The organism is Magnetococcales bacterium (assembly GCA_015228815.1).
Taxonomy (GTDB): domain Bacteria; phylum Pseudomonadota; class Magnetococcia; order Magnetococcales; family UBA8363; genus UBA8363.
The window spans coordinates 1-18,837 of the sequence record JADGCV010000035.1; the positions used below are offsets into that span (position 1 = coordinate 1).

At 56.8% G+C, this 18,837-nt stretch carries 16 protein-coding genes and 1 tRNA gene; 11 read left to right on the forward strand and 6 right to left on the reverse strand.

Going from position 1 to position 18,837, the window contains the following annotated elements:
* Positions 1 to 253: 253 nt before the first annotated feature.
* Positions 254 to 338, reverse strand: a tRNA-Leu gene (locus HQL76_13800).
* A gap of 83 nt (positions 339 to 421) precedes the next feature.
* Between HQL76_13800 and HQL76_13805 the strand changes: the two genes are divergently transcribed.
* The 11 genes from HQL76_13805 to HQL76_13855 all read left to right on the forward strand — a co-directional run bounded on the left by HQL76_13805 (position 422) and on the right by HQL76_13855 (position 13,998).
* Complete coding sequence (locus HQL76_13805) at positions 422 to 1,237, forward strand: glutamate racemase (protein ID MBF0110239.1); 816 nt, start codon at positions 422 to 424, stop codon at positions 1,235 to 1,237.
* A gap of 172 nt (positions 1,238 to 1,409) precedes the next feature.
* Positions 1,410 to 2,729 (forward strand): bifunctional folylpolyglutamate synthase/dihydrofolate synthase, encoded by a 1,320-nt coding sequence (locus HQL76_13810; GenBank protein MBF0110240.1) that lies wholly within the window; start codon positions 1,410 to 1,412, stop codon positions 2,727 to 2,729.
* 97 nt (positions 2,730 to 2,826) lie between these two features.
* Positions 2,827 to 5,049: an LPS-assembly protein LptD gene (locus HQL76_13815; protein ID MBF0110241.1), complete on the forward strand. Its 2,223-nt coding sequence runs from the start codon at positions 2,827 to 2,829 to the stop codon at positions 5,047 to 5,049.
* Between the two features lie 31 nt (positions 5,050 to 5,080).
* The gene (locus HQL76_13820) at positions 5,081 to 6,673 is read left to right on the forward strand and encodes a peptidylprolyl isomerase (GenBank protein MBF0110242.1); all 1,593 of its coding nucleotides are present in this window, start codon (positions 5,081 to 5,083) and stop codon (positions 6,671 to 6,673) included.
* Positions 6,628 to 7,698 (forward strand): 4-hydroxythreonine-4-phosphate dehydrogenase PdxA, encoded by a 1,071-nt coding sequence (gene pdxA, locus HQL76_13825; protein ID MBF0110243.1) that lies wholly within the window; start codon positions 6,628 to 6,630, stop codon positions 7,696 to 7,698. The genes HQL76_13820 and pdxA overlap by 46 nt, the downstream gene beginning before the upstream one ends.
* Positions 7,699 to 7,927: 229 nt before the next feature.
* Positions 7,928 to 8,527 carry a hypothetical protein gene (locus HQL76_13830; GenBank protein ID MBF0110244.1) on the forward strand — a complete coding sequence of 200 codons (600 nt, stop codon included), beginning with the start codon at positions 7,928 to 7,930 and terminating at the stop codon, positions 8,525 to 8,527.
* Positions 8,520 to 9,032: a type II 3-dehydroquinate dehydratase gene (aroQ, locus tag HQL76_13835; protein MBF0110245.1), complete on the forward strand. Its 513-nt coding sequence runs from the start codon at positions 8,520 to 8,522 to the stop codon at positions 9,030 to 9,032. The genes HQL76_13830 and aroQ overlap by 8 nt, the downstream gene beginning before the upstream one ends.
* The gene (locus HQL76_13840; GenBank protein MBF0110246.1) at positions 9,029 to 9,571 is read left to right on the forward strand and encodes a hypothetical protein; all 543 of its coding nucleotides are present in this window, start codon (positions 9,029 to 9,031) and stop codon (positions 9,569 to 9,571) included. Before aroQ ends, HQL76_13840 begins: the two co-directional genes overlap by 4 nt.
* A 312-nt stretch (positions 9,572 to 9,883) precedes the next feature.
* Positions 9,884 to 11,431, forward strand: coding sequence for a hypothetical protein (locus HQL76_13845; GenBank protein MBF0110247.1), 1,548 nt, complete (start codon positions 9,884 to 9,886; stop codon positions 11,429 to 11,431).
* 180 nt (positions 11,432 to 11,611) lie between these two features.
* Complete coding sequence (locus HQL76_13850; GenBank protein ID MBF0110248.1) at positions 11,612 to 12,436, forward strand: hypothetical protein; 825 nt, start codon at positions 11,612 to 11,614, stop codon at positions 12,434 to 12,436.
* Positions 12,433 to 13,998 (forward strand): glycosyltransferase, encoded by a 1,566-nt coding sequence (locus HQL76_13855; protein MBF0110249.1) that lies wholly within the window; start codon positions 12,433 to 12,435, stop codon positions 13,996 to 13,998. Before HQL76_13850 ends, HQL76_13855 begins: the two co-directional genes overlap by 4 nt.
* Here HQL76_13855 and ligA read toward each other — a convergent pair.
* The 5 genes from ligA to fliM all read right to left on the reverse strand — a co-directional run bounded on the left by ligA (position 13,973) and on the right by fliM (position 18,830).
* On the reverse strand, positions 13,973 to 16,162 hold the full coding sequence (ligA, locus tag HQL76_13860; GenBank protein MBF0110250.1) for an NAD-dependent DNA ligase LigA: 2,190 nt from the start codon (positions 16,160 to 16,162) through the stop codon (positions 13,973 to 13,975). The two genes, HQL76_13855 and ligA, sit on opposite strands and share 26 nt — an antisense overlap.
* A gap of 39 nt (positions 16,163 to 16,201) precedes the next feature.
* Positions 16,202 to 16,981, reverse strand: a complete 780-nt coding sequence (gene fliP / locus HQL76_13865) for a flagellar type III secretion system pore protein FliP (GenBank protein MBF0110251.1) — start codon at positions 16,979 to 16,981, stop codon at positions 16,202 to 16,204.
* On the reverse strand, positions 16,978 to 17,400 hold the full coding sequence (locus HQL76_13870; GenBank protein ID MBF0110252.1) for a flagellar biosynthetic protein FliO: 423 nt from the start codon (positions 17,398 to 17,400) through the stop codon (positions 16,978 to 16,980). The genes fliP and HQL76_13870 overlap by 4 nt, the downstream gene beginning before the upstream one ends.
* Positions 17,397 to 17,744 (reverse strand): flagellar motor switch protein FliN, encoded by a 348-nt coding sequence (fliN, locus tag HQL76_13875; GenBank protein ID MBF0110253.1) that lies wholly within the window; start codon positions 17,742 to 17,744, stop codon positions 17,397 to 17,399. Before fliN ends, HQL76_13870 begins: the two co-directional genes overlap by 4 nt.
* Before the next feature lie 90 nt (positions 17,745 to 17,834).
* Entirely contained in the window at positions 17,835 to 18,830 is a 996-nt protein-coding gene (fliM, locus tag HQL76_13880) for a flagellar motor switch protein FliM (GenBank protein MBF0110254.1), read from the reverse strand.
* Between the last annotated feature and the right edge of the window lie 7 nt (positions 18,831 to 18,837).

Consider the following 18,837-nt stretch of genomic DNA (forward strand, 5'->3'; position numbering starts at 1 on the left):
TCCAAAATCTGGCAGGGTGAACCAATCGGAAGGGGCACTCTGGAATTCCAATAATTTGGTGTTGTGTCCCCGGAATTTCGCAAACCTTTTTGGTGCGTGGGGACAGGGTGTGAGCGGCAGTGTTGACTCATTACGGATTGAACTGCGTCGGAAAGGGTAATGGCCGAAGTTCCGGCACCACCGCCCCCGCCACCTGCCGCAGGCGAGGACCCAACGGAACGGAAGGTTCGGATTCTTGGGAAAGGGGGAGGGGTGGTGCGGATGGCCGGACTCGAACCGGCACGGCTTTCGCCACTGCCCCCTCAAGACAGCGTGTCTACCAGTTCCACCACATCCGCGTCTGGTATAAAGCAAACTAACAGACCCGGTGGTGGATGGCAACCGTTTTCATTGCCATCATTTCCCGCTACACTCTTTCGCCATGAGTTATCCTTATGACCATCGGCCCATTGGCCTGTTCGACTCCGGAGTTGGCGGGCTGACTGTCCTTCATGAACTGCTTGCCCGGTTTCCCCAGGAGACGTTCATTTACCTGGGGGACACGGCGCGGGTCCCCTATGGAACGAAATCTCCTGCCACGGTGCAGCGCTATACCATCCAGGTGGCGGAGTTTTTGTTGCGGATGGATGTCAAATGTCTGGTGGCTGCCTGCAATACCGCATCGGCGTTGGGACTGCCGGCGTTGCGTGCCCATTGTGCCACACCGGCGATCGGTGTGATCGAACCGGGTTGCAAGGCGGCGGTGGGAGCACTGGGGGCGGGAGGGGGAAAGGTTGGTGTGATTGGCACCCACGCCACCATTGCCAGCGATGCCTATGCCAGAACCTTGAACCTGTTGCTTCCTGAATGTCCGGTACGTTCGCTTTCGTGCCCCCTGTTCGTGCCGGTGGTCGAGGAAGGATGGACCGCCTATCCTTCGACCCACCTTTTGATCCGGGAAAGCCTGCAACCGTTGATCGATGATCCGGTCGATGTGCTGATCCTGGGGTGTACCCACTATCCCATTCTGAAGCCCCAGATCGCCCAGGTGTTGGGACCGCGGACCCTTCTGGTGGATTCGGCGCAGGCAGTGGCAGTCGAACTCAACCGCTTGTTGGGCTCGGGAATCGTTCTTCCCTCCTCCCGCAGGGAATCGGTTCGCTTCCATGTGACCGATGCCGCCCCCCGATTTCGGGAAGTGGCCTCCCGTTTTCTGCCGCTACTGGAAATCGATTCGGTCGAAGTGGTCGATCTGTAGCAAGGTGTGGCGGTGCGTCGAAAAGACGACCTATCCTGCCGCACTGGCGCATATCATGCAATCTCTATCAATAATGGGACCGGGTTGTTCCCTCCTGGAGCGGTTTTTGGCCCGTTTCCAAGCGTTCTCTTCCTTGGTATTTCTATTTTTCTTCCGTTTCGGAAAAAACGCCATGATGTCACCTTTAACCCAGGTTCTTGACCGGATGGCATTGGCCACGGTGCCAGGGATTCATCTCGGTTTGGACCGGGTCGAGGCGCTTCTGGAACGTCTGGGTCATCCCGAGCGGGAGATTCGGGCAATCCATGTGGCGGGGACCAACGGCAAGGGTTCGGTGATCGCCTTTCTCGAAGCGATGCTTTTGGCCCAGGGGGTTTGTGTCGCCACCTATACGTCACCCCATCTGGTCCGGTTCAATGAACGGTTTCGGATTCAGGGGCGGGATGTCAATGACGAACCGATCGCCCGCGCTTTGGAGCGGGTGTTGGCGGCGGCGGGTGACATCCCCGCCACTTGGTTCGAGAAAATTACCGTCGCGGCGTTTTTGTTGTTCGTCGATCAGGGATTTGGCCGGAGGGGTGCGGACCGGCCATCGGATTGGGGATTGGTGCTGCTGGAGACGGGAATGGGGGGGCGATTGGATGCGACCAACGTGGTGGCTCCCCTGATGACCCTGATCACCGCCATCGGCCTGGATCATACGACCGAACTGGGGACGGACATCGTGACCATCGCCGGCGAGAAGGGGGGTATCATGAAAAAAAACGTCCCGGCCCTGACCAGTTGTGGCCCCGGTCCGGCCCAGGATCTCCTCCTGTCCCGCGGACGTGCCATCGATGCCCCGGTTTTTCTTCCGGGACGGGACTATCGTTTCGATGTTCCGGAAATGGGGGGCGAATGGCGGTTCGAAGACGACCGGGGAGGGATCGAGCTGCCGCTTCCGGGACTTCCAGGACGGCATCAATTTGAAAATGCCGCGCTTGCCGTGGCGGCAGCGCGGCGTCTGGCGGATCGGGGCATCGATATTTCTTCCCAGGCAATCGCGGCGGGATTGACCGGGGTTCGCTGGCCCGGACGCCTGGAACGGGTACCGGGAAATCCCGACCTGCTTCTCGACGGCGCCCACAACCCTTTGGGAATGACGGCATTGACCCGATTCCTCGATGATGACCCGCATCTTCCGGGACGGCGTACCGTGATCTTTTCGGCGTTGCGGGACAAAAACATTCATTCCATGATCGACATCCTGGCTCCCTCGGTACACAGGGCGGTCGCGGTGATGGTGGGGGCGGGACGAGGATGTCCGACGGATGTCCTTGCCTCTTTGTGGCGCAAATCTGGCAAGGAGTCTTTTGAAGCCGTGGATTTTGCCGATGCCTGGTCCCGGGCCCTGGCGGTGACCCCCGCCGGGGGACAAATCGTGGTCACGGGTTCGTTATATCTGGTGGGACAGGTACGTTCCCTGTTAGACTCCCGACGGTCTCGGGTGTGACGACAAAGAACGTTCGTTACGGTCATCCGCCTGTTTTTTTTCGTTATGTCTTTCGCGAAATGAATTCCATCAATCGCACTTCATGAAGGCTTCCTCGATGGTTCGGCACTGTATCGACCCGTTCGACGCCGACAAGACGATCCGGCCCCGATCGATTTCTCGGGGTTGGGTCCTTGGCCTGGCCGCGTTTCTGACACTGGCCGCCGGAATGGGACAGGCGGAGGATCAACCGGAAAAACCCATGGATGTCCATGCCGATTCCCTGGATATGGATCGGGAAAATCAGGGCATCGTCGCCAGAGGAAACGTCCGGATCCTCCAGGGGGAGGCGTTGGAACTCAAGGCGGATGAGGCGGGGTATTCCGGGGTCAGCCGCGAGCTTCGCGCCAAGGGCAACATTCATCTTCTGCACCAGGGAAACCGCTTTACCAGCGAGCAGGCGGTCTACAATACCCAAACCCGGAGTGGTCATCTCGACGCGGTGACCATGGACATGGCCGGCGAGGGGGGACGTGGCGGTGCCAGGGGGGTTGATCTCAACGGTCCCGACACCCTGCGGATGGAAGAGGCCTGGTACACCCAGTGCGAATGCGATCCCCCTCCATGGAAACTTTCCGCCGGCGAAATCGACATCGACCGCAAGGAAAATTCCCTGATTGCCCGGGATGTCCGGTTCCATGTCGGCGAGATTCCCATCGCCTGGTTGCCCTGGTGGGAACAACCCGTGGACAAGCAGCGAAAGAGTGGGTTTCTCACCCCGGACATTCGTACCGGAGACAGCAATGGTTTCGAGCTCGAAGTTCCCTATTATTTCAATCTGGCCGCGCAACAGGACCTGACTCTGGCGGTTCGTCCCATTACCCGCAGGGGGGTCATGGGAAAGATGCAATACCGTTATCTCGGTCTGGGATACGAAGGTGGGATCCAAACCCAGCAAATCCAGGACAACCTTGAGGATACGTGGCGCGGGTTGACCACGTTTGACCACAAGGGGCGGAAGTGGGGGTGGGATCTGACCGCCCGCGGGGAACACAGCCAGACCCGCGACTATATCAACGATTTTCATCAGAATCTGGTCGAAACCTCGGCGCGACGGCTTGAATCCCATGTGACTGCGGCGCGCAACGTCATTCACGATGACGGTTTTTCCGCCTTTCGCATTGGGGCGCGATGGAATCAGGACCTGGAGGCGACCGATGACCGGTTCACGGTTCAGAGTCTTCCTTTTGCCGTCTACAGCGACAGTCAACCCCTCAATGCCCTTCCCGATGGCTGGATTTTTGACGGCCTTGACGGCAATCGCTGGCGTTTGCAGCGGGAATTTCATCTGGATCATTTCTATCAGCAATCGGGAGACGCGGTTCAGCGCTTTGATGCCGCTCCGGCGGTGGCGTATTCTCGGGAACTGGGGGTTTTCCGGCTCGACCTGCGTGGACAACTGCGTGAAACGGCGTACATGATCCAGGGTGATCCGGCGCAGACGGGGATGGATCTCGAAAGTACCCAGCACCGGGAATCCTCGACGGTGAGCGCGGGCGTTTCGAGTCGTTTGTTCCGCGCCTATCCCGGCTTCGCGATCCATACCCTGGAACCCCGGATCGAATATGCCCATAGCGCCGCGACCGATCAGAGCCTGCTGCCCAACTACGACGCCACCCAGAGATATTTTGCCTTTTCCAATCTGTTCGGCGATTCGCTCTTCTCCGGACTGGATCGGATCAGCGTCGGGCATCGTATCGGCTATGCCCTGACCTCGCGTCTGCTCAACCATGGCGCTGCCGATGCCTTGTGGCAGAGCGCGGAGGTGAGTCTTGGTCAGCGTTGGGCGCCCGAAGGATCCCGTGAATACCAGCAGGGCGAGGATTTTTCACAGGTGGTATCGGCCATGGGGTTGCGTCTGCGTGGTGGTTGGGAGATCGATGCCACCAACCGTTACGACCCCGATGTCCAGGAAATCGAAAATACTTCTGTCCGTCTGTCGCTGTTTCATACACGCAGGGACAGCATTGCCCTGGGATACCATTACAATCAGCCTTCGCCAACGGGGGTGATGATGGAAAACACGGGATCGCTCCTGGAAGATGCCGTGATCGATACCCATCTTGGTTTGAACGAACAATGGTCCTGGAGCCAGGAGGCAAGTTATTCCCTGAATCAGAATACCATCAAGAGTTGGCGGACGGGGCTTGCCTACGAGCATCAATGTTGGAAGTTGAGCCTCGAAGGGGGACGCAACCTGGCCCATGATACCGACAATCATGGTGGCGGGTTCATTGGGTTGTTTCTTGGACTGAAAGGGATCGGCGATTATGGGGTCTGAGGTTTCCAGGAGTTCCAGGGAAAATGGGACGATGATTTCCGGCGTCCGCGGGTTCGGGATGGGCGCTGGTTGGGACCGCCGGGTTGGGGTTTTGTCGTTGCTGGCGTTCCTGGCTTGGTTTTTTGTGGCGGCGCGGGTGGTTGACGCAGCCGACCCGAGGGATCGGATGGAACATCCGGGCAGAATTCAGGGGCAACCGGTCACGTCCCAGGAGTCCAAGGGGTCCGCAACGGGATCTTCGTCGGGCACGTCTCGGGTCTTTCGGGCGGTTCCGGAAAAGGAGAAGGATAACGGACGTGTCCAGGATGGATCTCGGGCCGTTTCCGGGGATGCCCCATCTTCCGCATCCGGGGAGACGGTCTTGCAGGGCGGGCCATTGGATCGGATTGTCGCGGTTGTCGAGGCCCAGGTCATCAGCGATCAACCGGTTCAACCCCAGATCATCACCTTGTCGGAGGTGGACGATCTGATTACCCCGGCGCTTGAAAAATTGCGCGCAAAGGGGGAGGAATTCGACCTGGAGGCGCTCAGAAAGCGGGGACTGGATGAATTGATCGTCCGCAAATTGCGCGACCAGAAGGCGGCGCAGTTGGGGGTGACCGTGACGGATGACGACATCGATGACATCATCGGTCAGTTGGAACGAAAAAACAAACTGCCACCCGGTGGACTTCCCGATGCCTTGCGGCGGGAAGGGATCGATTATGCTCGTTACCGCAGGCAGTTGAACGATCAGATTCTTGAAAGCCGGTTGATGAAACGGGTCATTCATCCTCTGATTTCCGTTACCGACGACGAGATGCGCCTTCTTTTCGAGCAGATGGCGCGGGATCAGAGCCGGGAAGAGGAAATCCACCTTGGACAGATTCTCTTGGAGGTCCCATCCGGAGCGACGTTCGATGAGGTCGATCGGTTGCGGGAGAAGGCGTTGGACATGGCCCGGTCGTTGCGCGAGGGCAAGAGTCTGGCCGCTTTGGCGAGTCAGTTTTCCAGTGACTCCTCGGGCCTGAGTGGCGGCGACATGGGATGGTTCAAAAAGGGTGATTTGCCCGAGAACCTGGAGCGTGCGGTATTTCATCTGGACAAGGAGGAGGTATCCGAACCGCTTCGTTCTCCCCAGGGGTTTCATATTTTCAAGATGCTTGACCGGCGTTTGCGGGAGGTCGGTCTGGAGTCGCGTCCGGGGGGCGAGCGGTTCAAGGCGCGACATATTCTTGTCAAGGTCGATGCCAACCGTTCCGAGGAAGCGGCGCGGGCGCGGATCGAGGAGGTCCGACGGAAGATCGAGGATGGCGAACCGTTCGAAAAATGGGCCGCCGAGGTGTCCGAGGATGCCAACTCTGCCCGTGATGGCGGTCATTTGGGGTGGTTCGAGCGGGGGGCGATGGTCGAGGCCTTTGACAAGGCGACGGGCGCCCTCAAAAAGGGGGAGGTCAGCGCCCCGGTTCGCACTCCGTTTGGCTGGCATCTGATCAAGCTGGAGGACAGGGAATCCTTGAGCCCCAGTTCGTTCGAGGCGCAAAAGCCGATGCTTGAACAACGCCTTCTTGCCACCAAGGCCAAGGATCGCTACAAGCAATGGCTGCGGGATTTGCGCCTGCGGGCCTTCGTGGAATTTCCTTGATCGCGGTTTCCATGGGGGATCCTGCCGGCATTGGGCCGGAGCTGGTTCTGCGTGGCTTTTCTCCACTGCCGCGTCGGGTTCATGTGGGGGATCCCGAGGTCTACAGGAAGATGGCGCGGCATTTTCATCTTGATCTGGAAATGGTCGAGGTCGCTTCTCCCGAGATGGCGGCAACGTTGCCGGGGCATGTTTTTTCCATTCTGCCTGTCGAAGGGGGCGGGGCTGTGGAGAAATGGCTTCCTGGCCATCCCGATCCCCGTTTTGCCGCGGCGACGGTCAACAGTATTCTTTCGTGTTGCCGGCTGGCCCAGGCGGGTCGGGTCATGGCGATGGTGACGCCCCCCATCAATAAAAGTGTCTTGCATGCGGCGGGATATTCCTTTCCGGGGCATACCGAACTCATCGGTTCCTGCGCTGGATCTCTTCATCCGGTGATGATGTTGACCGGTCGGGGGTTGCGGGTGGTGCCGGTGACGATCCATCAATCCCTGGCCAGTGTCTCTTCGACCCTGACTCGGGATGCCGTTGAACAATGTATCATGACCACATGGCAGGCGTTGATCGACGATTTTGCCATCGCCCGGCCTCGGGTGACTGTTGCCGGTCTCAATCCCCATGCCGGCGAGGGGGGGATTTTTGGTCACGAGGAAGAGAAATTGTTGATTCCTGTCTGTGACCGTTTGCGACACGTTTTGGGTCCAGGCCTGGTGGGACCGCTTCCGGCCGATACTCTTTTTCACGAGCGGGCGCGTGCTTCCTATGATGCCGTTGTGTTGATGTATCACGATCAGGCGTTGATTCCCCTTAAAATGCTGGCTTTTGGCGAGGCGGTCAATGTCACTTTGGGATTGCCGTTCATCCGCACCAGTGTGGATCATGGGACTGCCTATGACATTGCCGGGCGGGGGGTGGCGGATGGACGTTCCTATCGGGAGGCGCTCGGGTTGGCCGGGATCCTGTCGGCCAACCGAAAAAAAATTATTGAAAAAAAAAAGGGGTCTGGGGGATTGCCCCCAGGGTTTTGACTTTGTTTTTGACTTTGTTTTTCCACGCCCCCTTTCACCCGAAGCAAGATTCCCGCGTGGTTTTTGCGAAAAGATCGGGACGCATTGCCGGTTCTGCATGACCAGGGGCGAAGCCCCTGGACCCCACCAGGGGCTTCGCCCCTGGACCCGTAATAATTTCTTTGCCCCAGGTTTCATTATTTGTCAGAATTGCGCCGATTTTTCTCGACGATTTCGAAGGGGGGAAATAATGATGGAACTGGATTATTTGAAGTCGATCATGGACCTGATACGAGACAACAGGTTTGACGATGCCTGGGATGTCATCGACCACGTGTTGCAAACCGAGCCGGAACGGGTGGCACAATGGTATCTTCTGTCACGTTTCATCGCTTGTGGCGATCAACCATTCAGTCGGGAGGTGCGGGGGTCGCTGGGTGAGATCAGCCGTGCGGCTTTGCGGGCGTTCGATGGTATTCTTGAAGGATTGGAGGCCTATGTCCCGGAGGCGGTTGCCATCGAGAATGCAAGGAATGCGACGATGACCCGTCTGGAGAAATTTTTGGCGACGATCCGGGAGGTGGGACACTGTAAGGAGACTGGGACGAAAGAGCTTCGATATCGGGAAGAGGAACCGTTGCTGCGTTTTCTCGAACGGATGCGACTGGAGAAATTGGCCCGAATGGATCCGGCCAAACGAATCGAACTTCGTCTGGATGGTCTGCGCCGTCGCATGAAAATACAGAGCGACGCCCTCCCAGAGGTCGGCAGGCATCGCCTTGCGGATCGTTTGATCGCTTTTGGCGGGACGCTTCGCGAAGAAGGAAAAAAAGGGGTACGACATGTCTGATTCCCGGTGGCGATTTCTGGTTTTGAATGGTCCCAATCTGAATCTTCTGGGACGTCGCGAACCATCGATCTATGGCGCGGCCACCCTGGAAGAGATCGAACGCGATTGCCGCAAGGCGGCGCTGGAATGGGGCGTGGACCTTGATTTTTTTCAGAGCAACCATGAAGGGGCGCTTCTTGATCGGATCGGAGCCGCCCTGGGAATGGTCGATATGATCATCATCAATCCCGCCGCGTTGACCCATACCTCGGTCGGACTGCGCGATGCCTTGCTGGCGGTCGGAATTCCCGTCATCGAGGTCCATCTTTCGAACGTTTACCGCCGAGAACCGTTTCGCCATCATTCCTACATCGCCGATATTGCCCTTGGTCAGATTGCAGGATTGGGGGCGATCGGATATCGTCTGGCGATCGAGGCGGGGATTGGGTATCTCGATCGTTCGGTGGCTGAAAAAAACATGGAAAATCATGGCTATCCACCGGGAAAGGGAAGGGATCGCCAATGATGAACAATCGTCGGACGGAACCCTTGTCCGAGATGAGGCCCTTGATCGATCGGGAACATCTGCGATCGTGTATCGAGGACATGGCCCGGAGGATTCTGGCCGATTTTTCCTCGGCCACGGCGATGGCGGAGCCTCCTGTCATCGTGGTTGCCATGAAATCGGGATTCATGTTTGCCGCCGACCTGCTTAAGGCGCTTGACCAGCCATGGCCGGTCGTCTTCGCCTGGCCGCGGCAGGATGGGATTCCGATGGTCCTCGAAGGGGCAGCATTGATTCGGGGACGGCAGGTGATTGTGGTCGATGTCTTGATGGATGCGGGGGGCAGTCAGAAAAAATTGCAGTCATGGCTCATGGGACATCATGCGGCCTCGGTTCGGTTTGCGATCCTTCTCCACAAGACCGTCGATCCTTCGGCAATGGTTCCGATCAGTTATCTGGGCTTTGAAGTCCCTGATGTCCGTCTGGCGGGTTACGGCCTGGATGAGGATCAGTCTTTCCGTGGACTGGCCTCAGTCCATACATGGTGGCAACAGACCTGAGACGGGACTACGGTCGAAAACAGTGGCAGGGGCCGGTTTTTCTTGGAAAAAACTTGCTTTGCCAATCTTTTCCGGTATTTCTTTCGTTAAATTTCCATTCATTTCCCCACCACATTCCAGTTCTCTCCCTGCTCCAGATCGTTTCCGGTCCCAGCGGTATTGTGGTTACCGTGCAAGATGTCCCTCACTGGGCAACAGCCAACCGAAATTATTCGTTGATCTTTTTGATATTGAATATCGGAATTTTAAGGAGTACAATGATACGAGTAATAAATATTCCTATTAACAATGATAAGATGGAGAATGATAATCATGAGTTCCTCTATCACAACCATAAGTAATACTCCAGGAATGGACGTACTTGGCTGGACCTATAATATTTATGGAAAATACGCATCCGCCTTGGCTACCGTGCAGTGCGTGGTGCAGGATCTGGTCGATTTCAACGATGGGACCCTTTCCTCGGACAGTCAGACCAAACAAAAGGTCGGAAACAATACCTATGCCTATCCCAGGATTTGCACCTTCCAGGATGTGGCCGAGGCTTCTTCTTTTTCGGTGTATGGCAGCAACTACCAGAGTTTCGAGAGCAACCTGTCGCTGCAGGTGGGGGCATCGGTCAAATATGGGGCGTTTGCGGCATCGGTATCGTCGGAGTATTCCGAAACCACCCGCGCCACGTCGAGCAACCAGTTTTATCGGTTGGTTGACAACTATTCTTCTCAAATTGCCCGATTGGAAAATCCATCCACCCTTACATTCACGAGTGCTTTTTACAGCGCCTTGAACGATACCACCAACAGTTCCAGCCAGATCAAGACCCTGTTCCGGACCTATGGCAGCCATCTTGTGACCGGCGTGGTATTGGGTGGAGAATGCCGTATGAACTGTTACTCCAGCACCACGACCTATTCGTCGCAAACGACATTCACCAACGAAGCGAAAGCCAAATACAACAATGCCGTGGGGCAGGCGCGTTTTTCCACGACGGTCAGTTCGAGCGACACATCCTGGGAGGAAAATATTCAGGAAGACTCGTCCCTGGAGATTGTTGGAGGATCGGTCACGGCTCAGAACGCTCTTATCAACAACCAGGACTGGGATACCTGGGCCAAATCGGTCATGAATGCTCCAGCAATCGTGGATTTCATGGCCGGTGGTCTGACGCCCATCTGGAATCTTTGTACCGATCAGACGACACGGGCCAAGAATCTTGAAAGTGCCTTCGAGTCTTTGTACACCCCCAGGCACACTACCCCGGTGTGGACCAAATCGCCCAACTCGGACGGAAACAATTCTTCGGCTCTTTCCTGGAATATCGATGTGGATCTGGTCGGGACTTCGCTGGCAAGCCGCATTCCCTATCTGGTGATGACAGGTTTTGGGGCACGCATCGATAAAGACACGCACGTAACCCGCATCGGGGTTCAGGTGACGGACCTGGGTACGGGACAGGTCTATTATTTTGTCAAGGGCGACCAAAGCAACTTTCAAAAGGATCAGTTTGAACAGTTTGGAACGGTCCCAAGCGGTTGTGTCTTGACCGGCATTGGATTTCGGGAAAGCAATAACAACTTGAGCGACCTGACCTTGTACTACCAGGTATTGGACATGGCCGGTGTCGAAAGAGTTTCGACTACCGACGGAGGTGGCACGACGACGACTGTTGATGGTGGTCTTCTCGGAGGCACGGTATTTTCCAAGGTCATTGGCGGATCGAGTCAGGAACAGTCCTATGTTCCCCTGGCTGGCAACACCAGCGTGATGACGGGTATTCAAGTCGCCTCGTCCCATGGCAAGGGAGGTTTCTGCACCCTCAACGTGTATCTGGCCACGCTTTACCGCGAGGTTGACAACTGATTGCTCCTTTTTGCAAGATTTTCCCAATTTCCGTGGACGTTCACGAGAGAATCCTGGAGACTCGGGATGGATGGTCTGTATTTGACGGATGGTGTCGAGATGGAGGGCCGCGGATGGCGAACGGTTCATGACAGGGGATACATCGAGTGAATATGAAGGGGAATGTTTGGGGGGGCTTTCATGACCTCCCTGGGCGTGGTTCCCTGGACCAGGGACGAGCTGGTGGACTCCCTGGAGGAATTCTCCGTCGTGTACCGCGATCGTCCTCTTCGGGAGAACAAGGGGGGGATGGGCGCGCCGCACATGTTCGCCATCTGGTTCATCCTGAGAAGGTTGAAGCCGCGAGTCATCGTTGAAAGTGGTGTTTGGCATGGCCTTGGGACATGGTTTTTCGAACAGGCTTGTCCCGAGGCCGAACTTCATTGTATCGACATCAATCTGGAACGAATCCGTTATCGTTCTCCCAGGGCGGTCTATCATGATCGGGATTTTTCCGAAATCGACTGGACCGCGCTTCCCCGTTCCGACACCCTCCTTTTTTTCGATGATCATCAGAATGCCTGTGAACGGGTGAAAACCGCGCGTTGGTTTGGTTTTCTTCATCTGGTGTTCGAAGACAATTATCCGCCGGGTCAGGGCGATTGTTACAGCTTGAAACAGGTGTTGGCCCGTTCGGGGTTCCAAAGAAACTTTGGCCGCCCCAAAGGGTTCAAGGGATGGGTAGGCCAGGGCCTTTCCCGGATTCGGGAAATGGTGTCGCCGACGCATTCTCCCATCCCTCCCAATTCCCGTGACGCCCGGTACTTGATGGAAAATCTTGACGTCTACCAGGAGATGCCACCCGTCTTTAAAAAGAGAACCACCCGCTGGGGGGGGGATTGGGATGATCCTGCTCTTGGAACTCCGGAACCTCTTCTGGATTCGGTTCAGGCTCCCTGGCAACAGGTGTTTTTCGATGAGGCAGCTTCGTATACTTGGATGTGTTATCTACGGTTGAAAAAATGAGCGTCGATCAATATTGCCAACGGGCACTGTCCGTATCGGACGGCAATGGCATTGATCCTGTCGGGGAAGCACCGGGCGGGTCTCGGGTGGCGCTCCTGATCCCGATTCACAATGGACTTGCCTTTACGCAAAAGACTCTGGCCGGGTTGGCGGAGCGGTTGTTCCAGGGCGGGGATTTTGAGCGACGGGTGGTGGTGGTGGTCATCGATGATGGTTCCAGCGATGGCAGTGCCGATTGGATTCGGCTGTGGTATCCGCAGGTGCATCTTTTGCATGGCGATGGTTCTCTGTGGTGGAGTGGCTCGATCAATCTGGGGGCGCGGTATGCCTTGGAGCGGTTGCGGGTTGATTGGCTTCTTCTTTGGAACAATGACATCCTCTGTCACGAGGACTATTTCCAACGTTTGTTCGATCTGCTGGTGTGTCCGGATCCCTGGTGCCTGATCGGCTCCAAGTTGATGTTCCTGGAACCGCCCGACGTTATTTTTTCCATGGGCTGCCGGTTTGATTCGCATACCGCCCGGAGCCGCTTGTTGGGCAGCGGGCAGAAGGATGGGACGGACTTCGCGCAACCGATCGAGGTCGATTGGGTGGGGGGAATGGGAACGGTGGTGCATCGGCGGGTGGTGGAACGGATTGGATATTGGGATGAACGCCGCTTTCCCCAATATGCGGGCGATGCCGATTTTTGTCTTCGGGCGGGAAAGGCAGGGTGTCGCATTCGGGTCGAACCTGGCCTGGTCATCTGGAACGATACCTCCAGTTCCGGTCTTCCCCATCGCAACCGTTTCGACCTGTTTTTCCGTTCGTTTGCCGACAGAAAATCATGGTTTCATCTGCCGACCCAGATTTATTGGGTTCTGCGCCACGGCCAGTCCCTGAACGCCTGGATTCATTTATTACGTCTCTATGCCGGTTATGTAGGAGGTTTCGTCTATTGGAAGGTTCTTGGCACGTTGGGGCTGTGCCGGGAAAAAAAGAGAAACCCTTCCCCCTGGAGGGGACGGTGGTTCAGGGAAGGGGCCTATTTTCTGTTGGGGCTGCGTCTTTTCCTCTACAACAAGTTGTTTAACCGATTGCCTTTCGCCATTGTGCGGCGCTGGGTGCATCGGCTCTATCTGATCCAGGGGGAGGGAAGCAACATTCTTTCCGGAGTCGAATTTCTCTATTCGGGGTTGGACAGGAATAAGATTCGTATTGGCCGCAATTCGGTGATCGGAAACCGGGTGGTGTTGGATGGGCGGGGGGGGGCCATCATCATCGGTGATTGTGTCGATATTGCCCGGGAGTGTGCGTTGTTTACGTTGCAACACGAGCCGGATGACGATCATCATGGGGTTCGGGGGGGCGATGTCGTCATCGAAGATCATGTGTGGATCGCCGCGCGGGTGACGGTTCTTCCCGGGGTGACCATTGGTCGGGGGGCGGTGGTGGCGACGAACTCGGTGGTGACCCGCAATGTGGAACCCATGGCCATCGTGGCGGGCAATCCCGCCAGGAAAATCGGGATCCGCCGCTCCAAACTCGACTACGTTCTCAACTATTTTCCCTATTTTCAATGAGATTCCCGTGGGGGAGGGCCTGGATCGCGGTTGTCTGGCCATGATCCACCTTTGGATCCTGACGTGATCCAGGAAGGCCCGGAGGATCGCTTGCGCGGTCAGGGGGGCTGGAAGGTTGTTTTTCCGCCAACAAATTCAACAATTCCGTCTCGTCCAGGATGGCCACTTCCAGTTCCTTTGCTTTTTGCACCTTGGATCCGGGGTCCTTGCCGGCGATCAGAAAATGGGTTTTCCGGGAAATGGATCCTGAAACCTTGGCCCCCAGGGTTTCAAGCCGGATCCTGGCTTCCTGGCGGGACATCGATTCCAGGGTTCCGGTAAGGACGACGGTGCGGCCTGCCAGGGGTTGCCGCTCCGAGGGACGAATGGCATCGGGGGCGATGGTGCTCCAGTGGGTTTCGGGGATGTCGAGGAGTCGATCGACCATTTCACGCTGTCGGGGTGATGCGAAGAAAGAGGAGACATGTTGCGCCACGACCGGTCCGACATCGGCAACTCCTTGAAGATCCTCGGGGGCAGCGGTCATCAATCCATCCAGGGTTCCGAAATGACGCGCCAGCAAGGCGGCGGTTCGCTCGCCGACATCCCGGATTCCCAAGGCAAAAAGAAATCGTTCCAGATCACGCCCGCGGCTGCGATCAATGGCCGCGAGAAGATTGGCTACCGATTTTTCTCCCAGTCGTTCCAGCTCCGTCAGCCGGTCACGATGTCGATGAAGGTGGTACAGATCGGCAGCCGTAGTGATCAAGCCGGTATCCAGCAACAACGCACACATCTTGTCTCCCAGCCCCTCGATATCCATGGCCCGGCGACTGGCAAAATGTTTGATCGACTCGCGGCGTTGCGCGGCACAGGAAAGTCCGCCGCTGCAACGGACGACCGTTTCATGGACCTCCCTGACGACGGCGCTGCCGCAAACGGGACATGCCGGGGGACAGGAGACTCCTGGATGGCGCGGAGTGGGCGACGATGAGGGGACCACCCGGCGGACCACCTCGGGGATGACATCGCCGGCGCGGCGAATCAGCACCGTATCTCCAGGCCGGACATCCTTGCGGGCCATCTCGTCAAAATTATGCAGGGTGGCATTGGTCACTTCGACCCCGCCGACCTGGACTGGATTAAGGCGGGCGACCGGGGTCAGGGCTCCGGTGCGACCGACCTGGATGTCAATGGCGGTGACCACCGTCGCCACCTCTTCGGCGGGAAATTTGTGGGCCGTTGCCCATCGGGGGTCGCGGTGGCGAAAGCCCAACCGTTCCTGCCAGTCCAGGCGGTTGACCTTGTAGACCACGCCATCGATTTCATACGGAAGTTCGTGACGGCGGGACGCCATCCGCGCAAAATAATTCAGACACCCTTCGCTTCCCTGGACCACTTCACTTTCAGCGCAGACCGGCAATCCCCAGGCCGCCAGTTGCCGCAGAACCTTTTCCTGGGTGGCGGGTACCTCCCATCCTTCCACCTTTCCCAGGCCATGGCAAAAAAAAGTGAGGGGGCGACGGGCCGTGATCCGGGGATCAAGCTGGCGAATCGCTCCCGCTGCGGCGTTGCGCGGGTTGACAAAAATCTTTTCTCCCTGCCGTTGCATGCGCGCATTCATTTTGGCAAACAACTTGAGGGGAATGAAAACCTCGCCACGAATTTCAATCCTTTGGGGATGGGTGTTTCCCGACAGCTTCAAGGGGAGGGCCGGTACCGTGCGCATTTGCAAGGTGACATCCTCTCCCACCATACCATCGCCGCGGGTGGCAGCAGTTGTCAGAACGCCAGCGACATAGGTCAGATTGATGGCCACTCCATCCAGTTTTGGTTCGGCATGGTATTCGATTGATTGGTCGATGCCCAATCCTTCCAGCACCTGGCGGTGAAAATCGTGGACATCCGCCGGGGAAAACCGGTTGGACAGGGAGCGCATCGGCAGTCCATGAGATACACTGGGGAATTGTTCCAGAGGCCGTGCCCCGACGCGATGGGTGGGGGAGTCGGGGTCGTCAAGATGGGGAAAACGCCCTTCCAGTTGCAGCAATTCTTGAAACAGCCGATCGTATTCATGATCGGAGATGATGGGATCATCCTGTCGATGATAGCGGTCGTTGTGTTCAAGAATTGTCGTGCGCAGATGGCGAAGGCGGAGTGATTCTTCAGGGGATGGTTCGTTCATGTCAATCATCCTGGATCCGGGGGGACCTGAATCGTTCCCCTATTTGAACGACTGCACCAGGGATCCGACCACGAGCGTCCATCCATCCACGAGTACGAACAGAATCAACTTGACCGGCATCGAGATGACCAGCGGTGGCAACATCATCATCCCCATCGACATGATGACGCTCGCCACCACCATGTCAACGATCAGAAAGGGAAGATAAATCAGAAACCCGATCTGAAAGGCAGTGGTCAGTTCCGACAGAATGAAGGCGGGGATCACCAGGCGCAGAGGTATTTCATCGACTGTTTGCGGTTTTTTTTCTCCCGAAAGGCGAACGAACAACGCCAAATTTTTTTCCCGGGTTTGCCGCAGCATGAAGGCCCGTACTGGTTCGACTGCCCGCTTCCAGGCCGTTTCCTCCTTGATCTGTTTGTCAAGATACGGTCGCAAAGCATTGTCATAGACCCGATCGAACACCGGACCCATGACGAACATGGTGACGAAAAGGGACAGGGCGATGAGTACCTGGTTCGGTGGTTGCCCTTGCAGACCCAGGGCCTGACGGGTAAAGGACATGACGACGATGACCCGGGTAAAAGAGGTCACCATCACCAGCAGGCCCGGCGCCAGCGAAAACAACGTCAGAAAGGCCAGGATTTGCAGACCGATCCCGACCTGTTCCGGATCCGCCTCTCCCGTCGCCTGACCGGTATGAAAGGTGACGCCGGGAAGTTTGATGTTGGCCGCCTCGGCGCCAACGATCCATGCCCCCCACGTCAGTCCCGCCACGGCCAACGCAAGAAGAAAGAAGCCCTTGACCCGGCGGTTCACGAGTCCGACTCCGGAGTCTCGGGAAGGGGAGGAACCACGGGGACTTCCCTGGTCTTTCCACGAGGAAGATCCGCGGCGTCGAGTTCCGCCAACAGGCTGATCCGTTCTCGTGTCACCCCCAAAAGCCAGGCGCGGGCACCGATGCGAACCAGCCGGATTCCCATTCCCGGTCCCAGATTGCGACCATCGACGACATGAATGGGTCCCGGAGCGCCCCACGAAGGTTGATAGCGCCGCGTCAGATGGACCGCCAACGCCGCCAGGACGACAAAAATGAACAGATAACCCGCAACCTCGACCCCTTTGGCCCAAAGATCCATCGTCGGGTCGAATTCCTCGGCCCGACAAAGGGAAAACGGCATCATCCAGGTGAAAACGGCCAGAACAACCCGTGCCGCCAGGACATTTTTCAAGATCATCCGCGCAGATTCTCCAACCTTTCGTTCAACGAAACAATGTCGGTGATGCGGATGCCCAGTTTGTCCTTGATCATGACCACCTCGCCATAGGCCAGGAGGCGGTCGTTGACGTGGATTTCAAGTGGATCGTCCGCTTCCTTCTCCAGTTCGATCAATGCCCCCTTGTTGAGTTTCAGCAGATCGCGAATCTGCATCTTCACCCCTCCCAGACGCACCGAAACGTTGAGCGGTACGTCCATGAGGAGTTCCAGATTTTTTGGAACCCCATGAGTGACCGACATGGTATCCATCCCGGCGATGGGGGCCATGTCGAAATCAAGGTTGCCGGCCTCGTTGTCATCCATTCCGGAATTCTCCCGATCCTTTGATGATGATTTGTTCGTTCCACGGCGGGGGGTCCCCGCCACAATCACGATTCGTGACCCGATCGTCGTCTATTTGTCTTCGGGGACGATCTGGGTGATTCGGACCGCTTTTTTTCCATGGACAATGCCCGCCTGGGCCATGAACTTGACTTTTCCTTCGACCTCGACGGTGATTTCCTTGGCAAGATCGTGACTCAAGGTGATGACATCGCCTTTTTTGAGGTCAAGCATGTCCTGAACCGACATGGTTTCGTTGGAGATGACCGGCGATACGCGCAATGCGACCATTCCCAGTTGATGGACCAGGGAATCGATCCAGGCGGATGAGCCTTCCACCTGATCCTTCTGCTGAAATCCAACCTTGAGCTGCTGTTTGAAAAGTTCGAGAATGACCGATGGATAACAAACCGTGAGACTCCCTTCCGCATCTCCGACCTCCACCGCGAAGGAAATGAGAAAGACCGTTTCGTCCAAGGGCATGACCGCCGCGAACTGGGGCTGATTTTCCCAGCGTGTCAGGACAAGTTTGAAGGAATTATCCAGTTTTTTCCAGGAAAGCTCGATCTGTTCCCGGGTCACGTCCATGATCCGGTCGATGACCTTCATTTCGAAGGGGGAAAAATTGCGGTATGGACGTTCCGAGTCGCCGCTGCCACCGAAAAAACCTTCGAGGATGTGGTACATGACATCGCCGTCGATGGAAATCAGACTCATTGCCTGGGTCGGTTCCACGCGGAGGATGCTGATGAAGATTGGCGGGTCGAGCCCGTGGAGAAAGCGACCGAACACCTGGTTGGTGGTGGTCTTGGGCTGAACATGAACCTCACGCCCCACTTTCTGGCTCAACTTGAAGGAAAGTTGCGAGGCCAAGTGTTCGTTGATCAGGTCGAGTCCTGGCATCGCCCCGACGCGGATGGAGGTTTTCTGACCGAAAAAGAAGGGGGTCACCTTTTTTTCTTCGGCCCCTGCCGGAAGATCGCCATCGACCGTCTCCAGGTCGATGGATCCTTCTTCCAACCCCTGCATCAAAGCGTCGATTTCTTCGGAGGAAAGAATTTGAGTCATGTGGCCT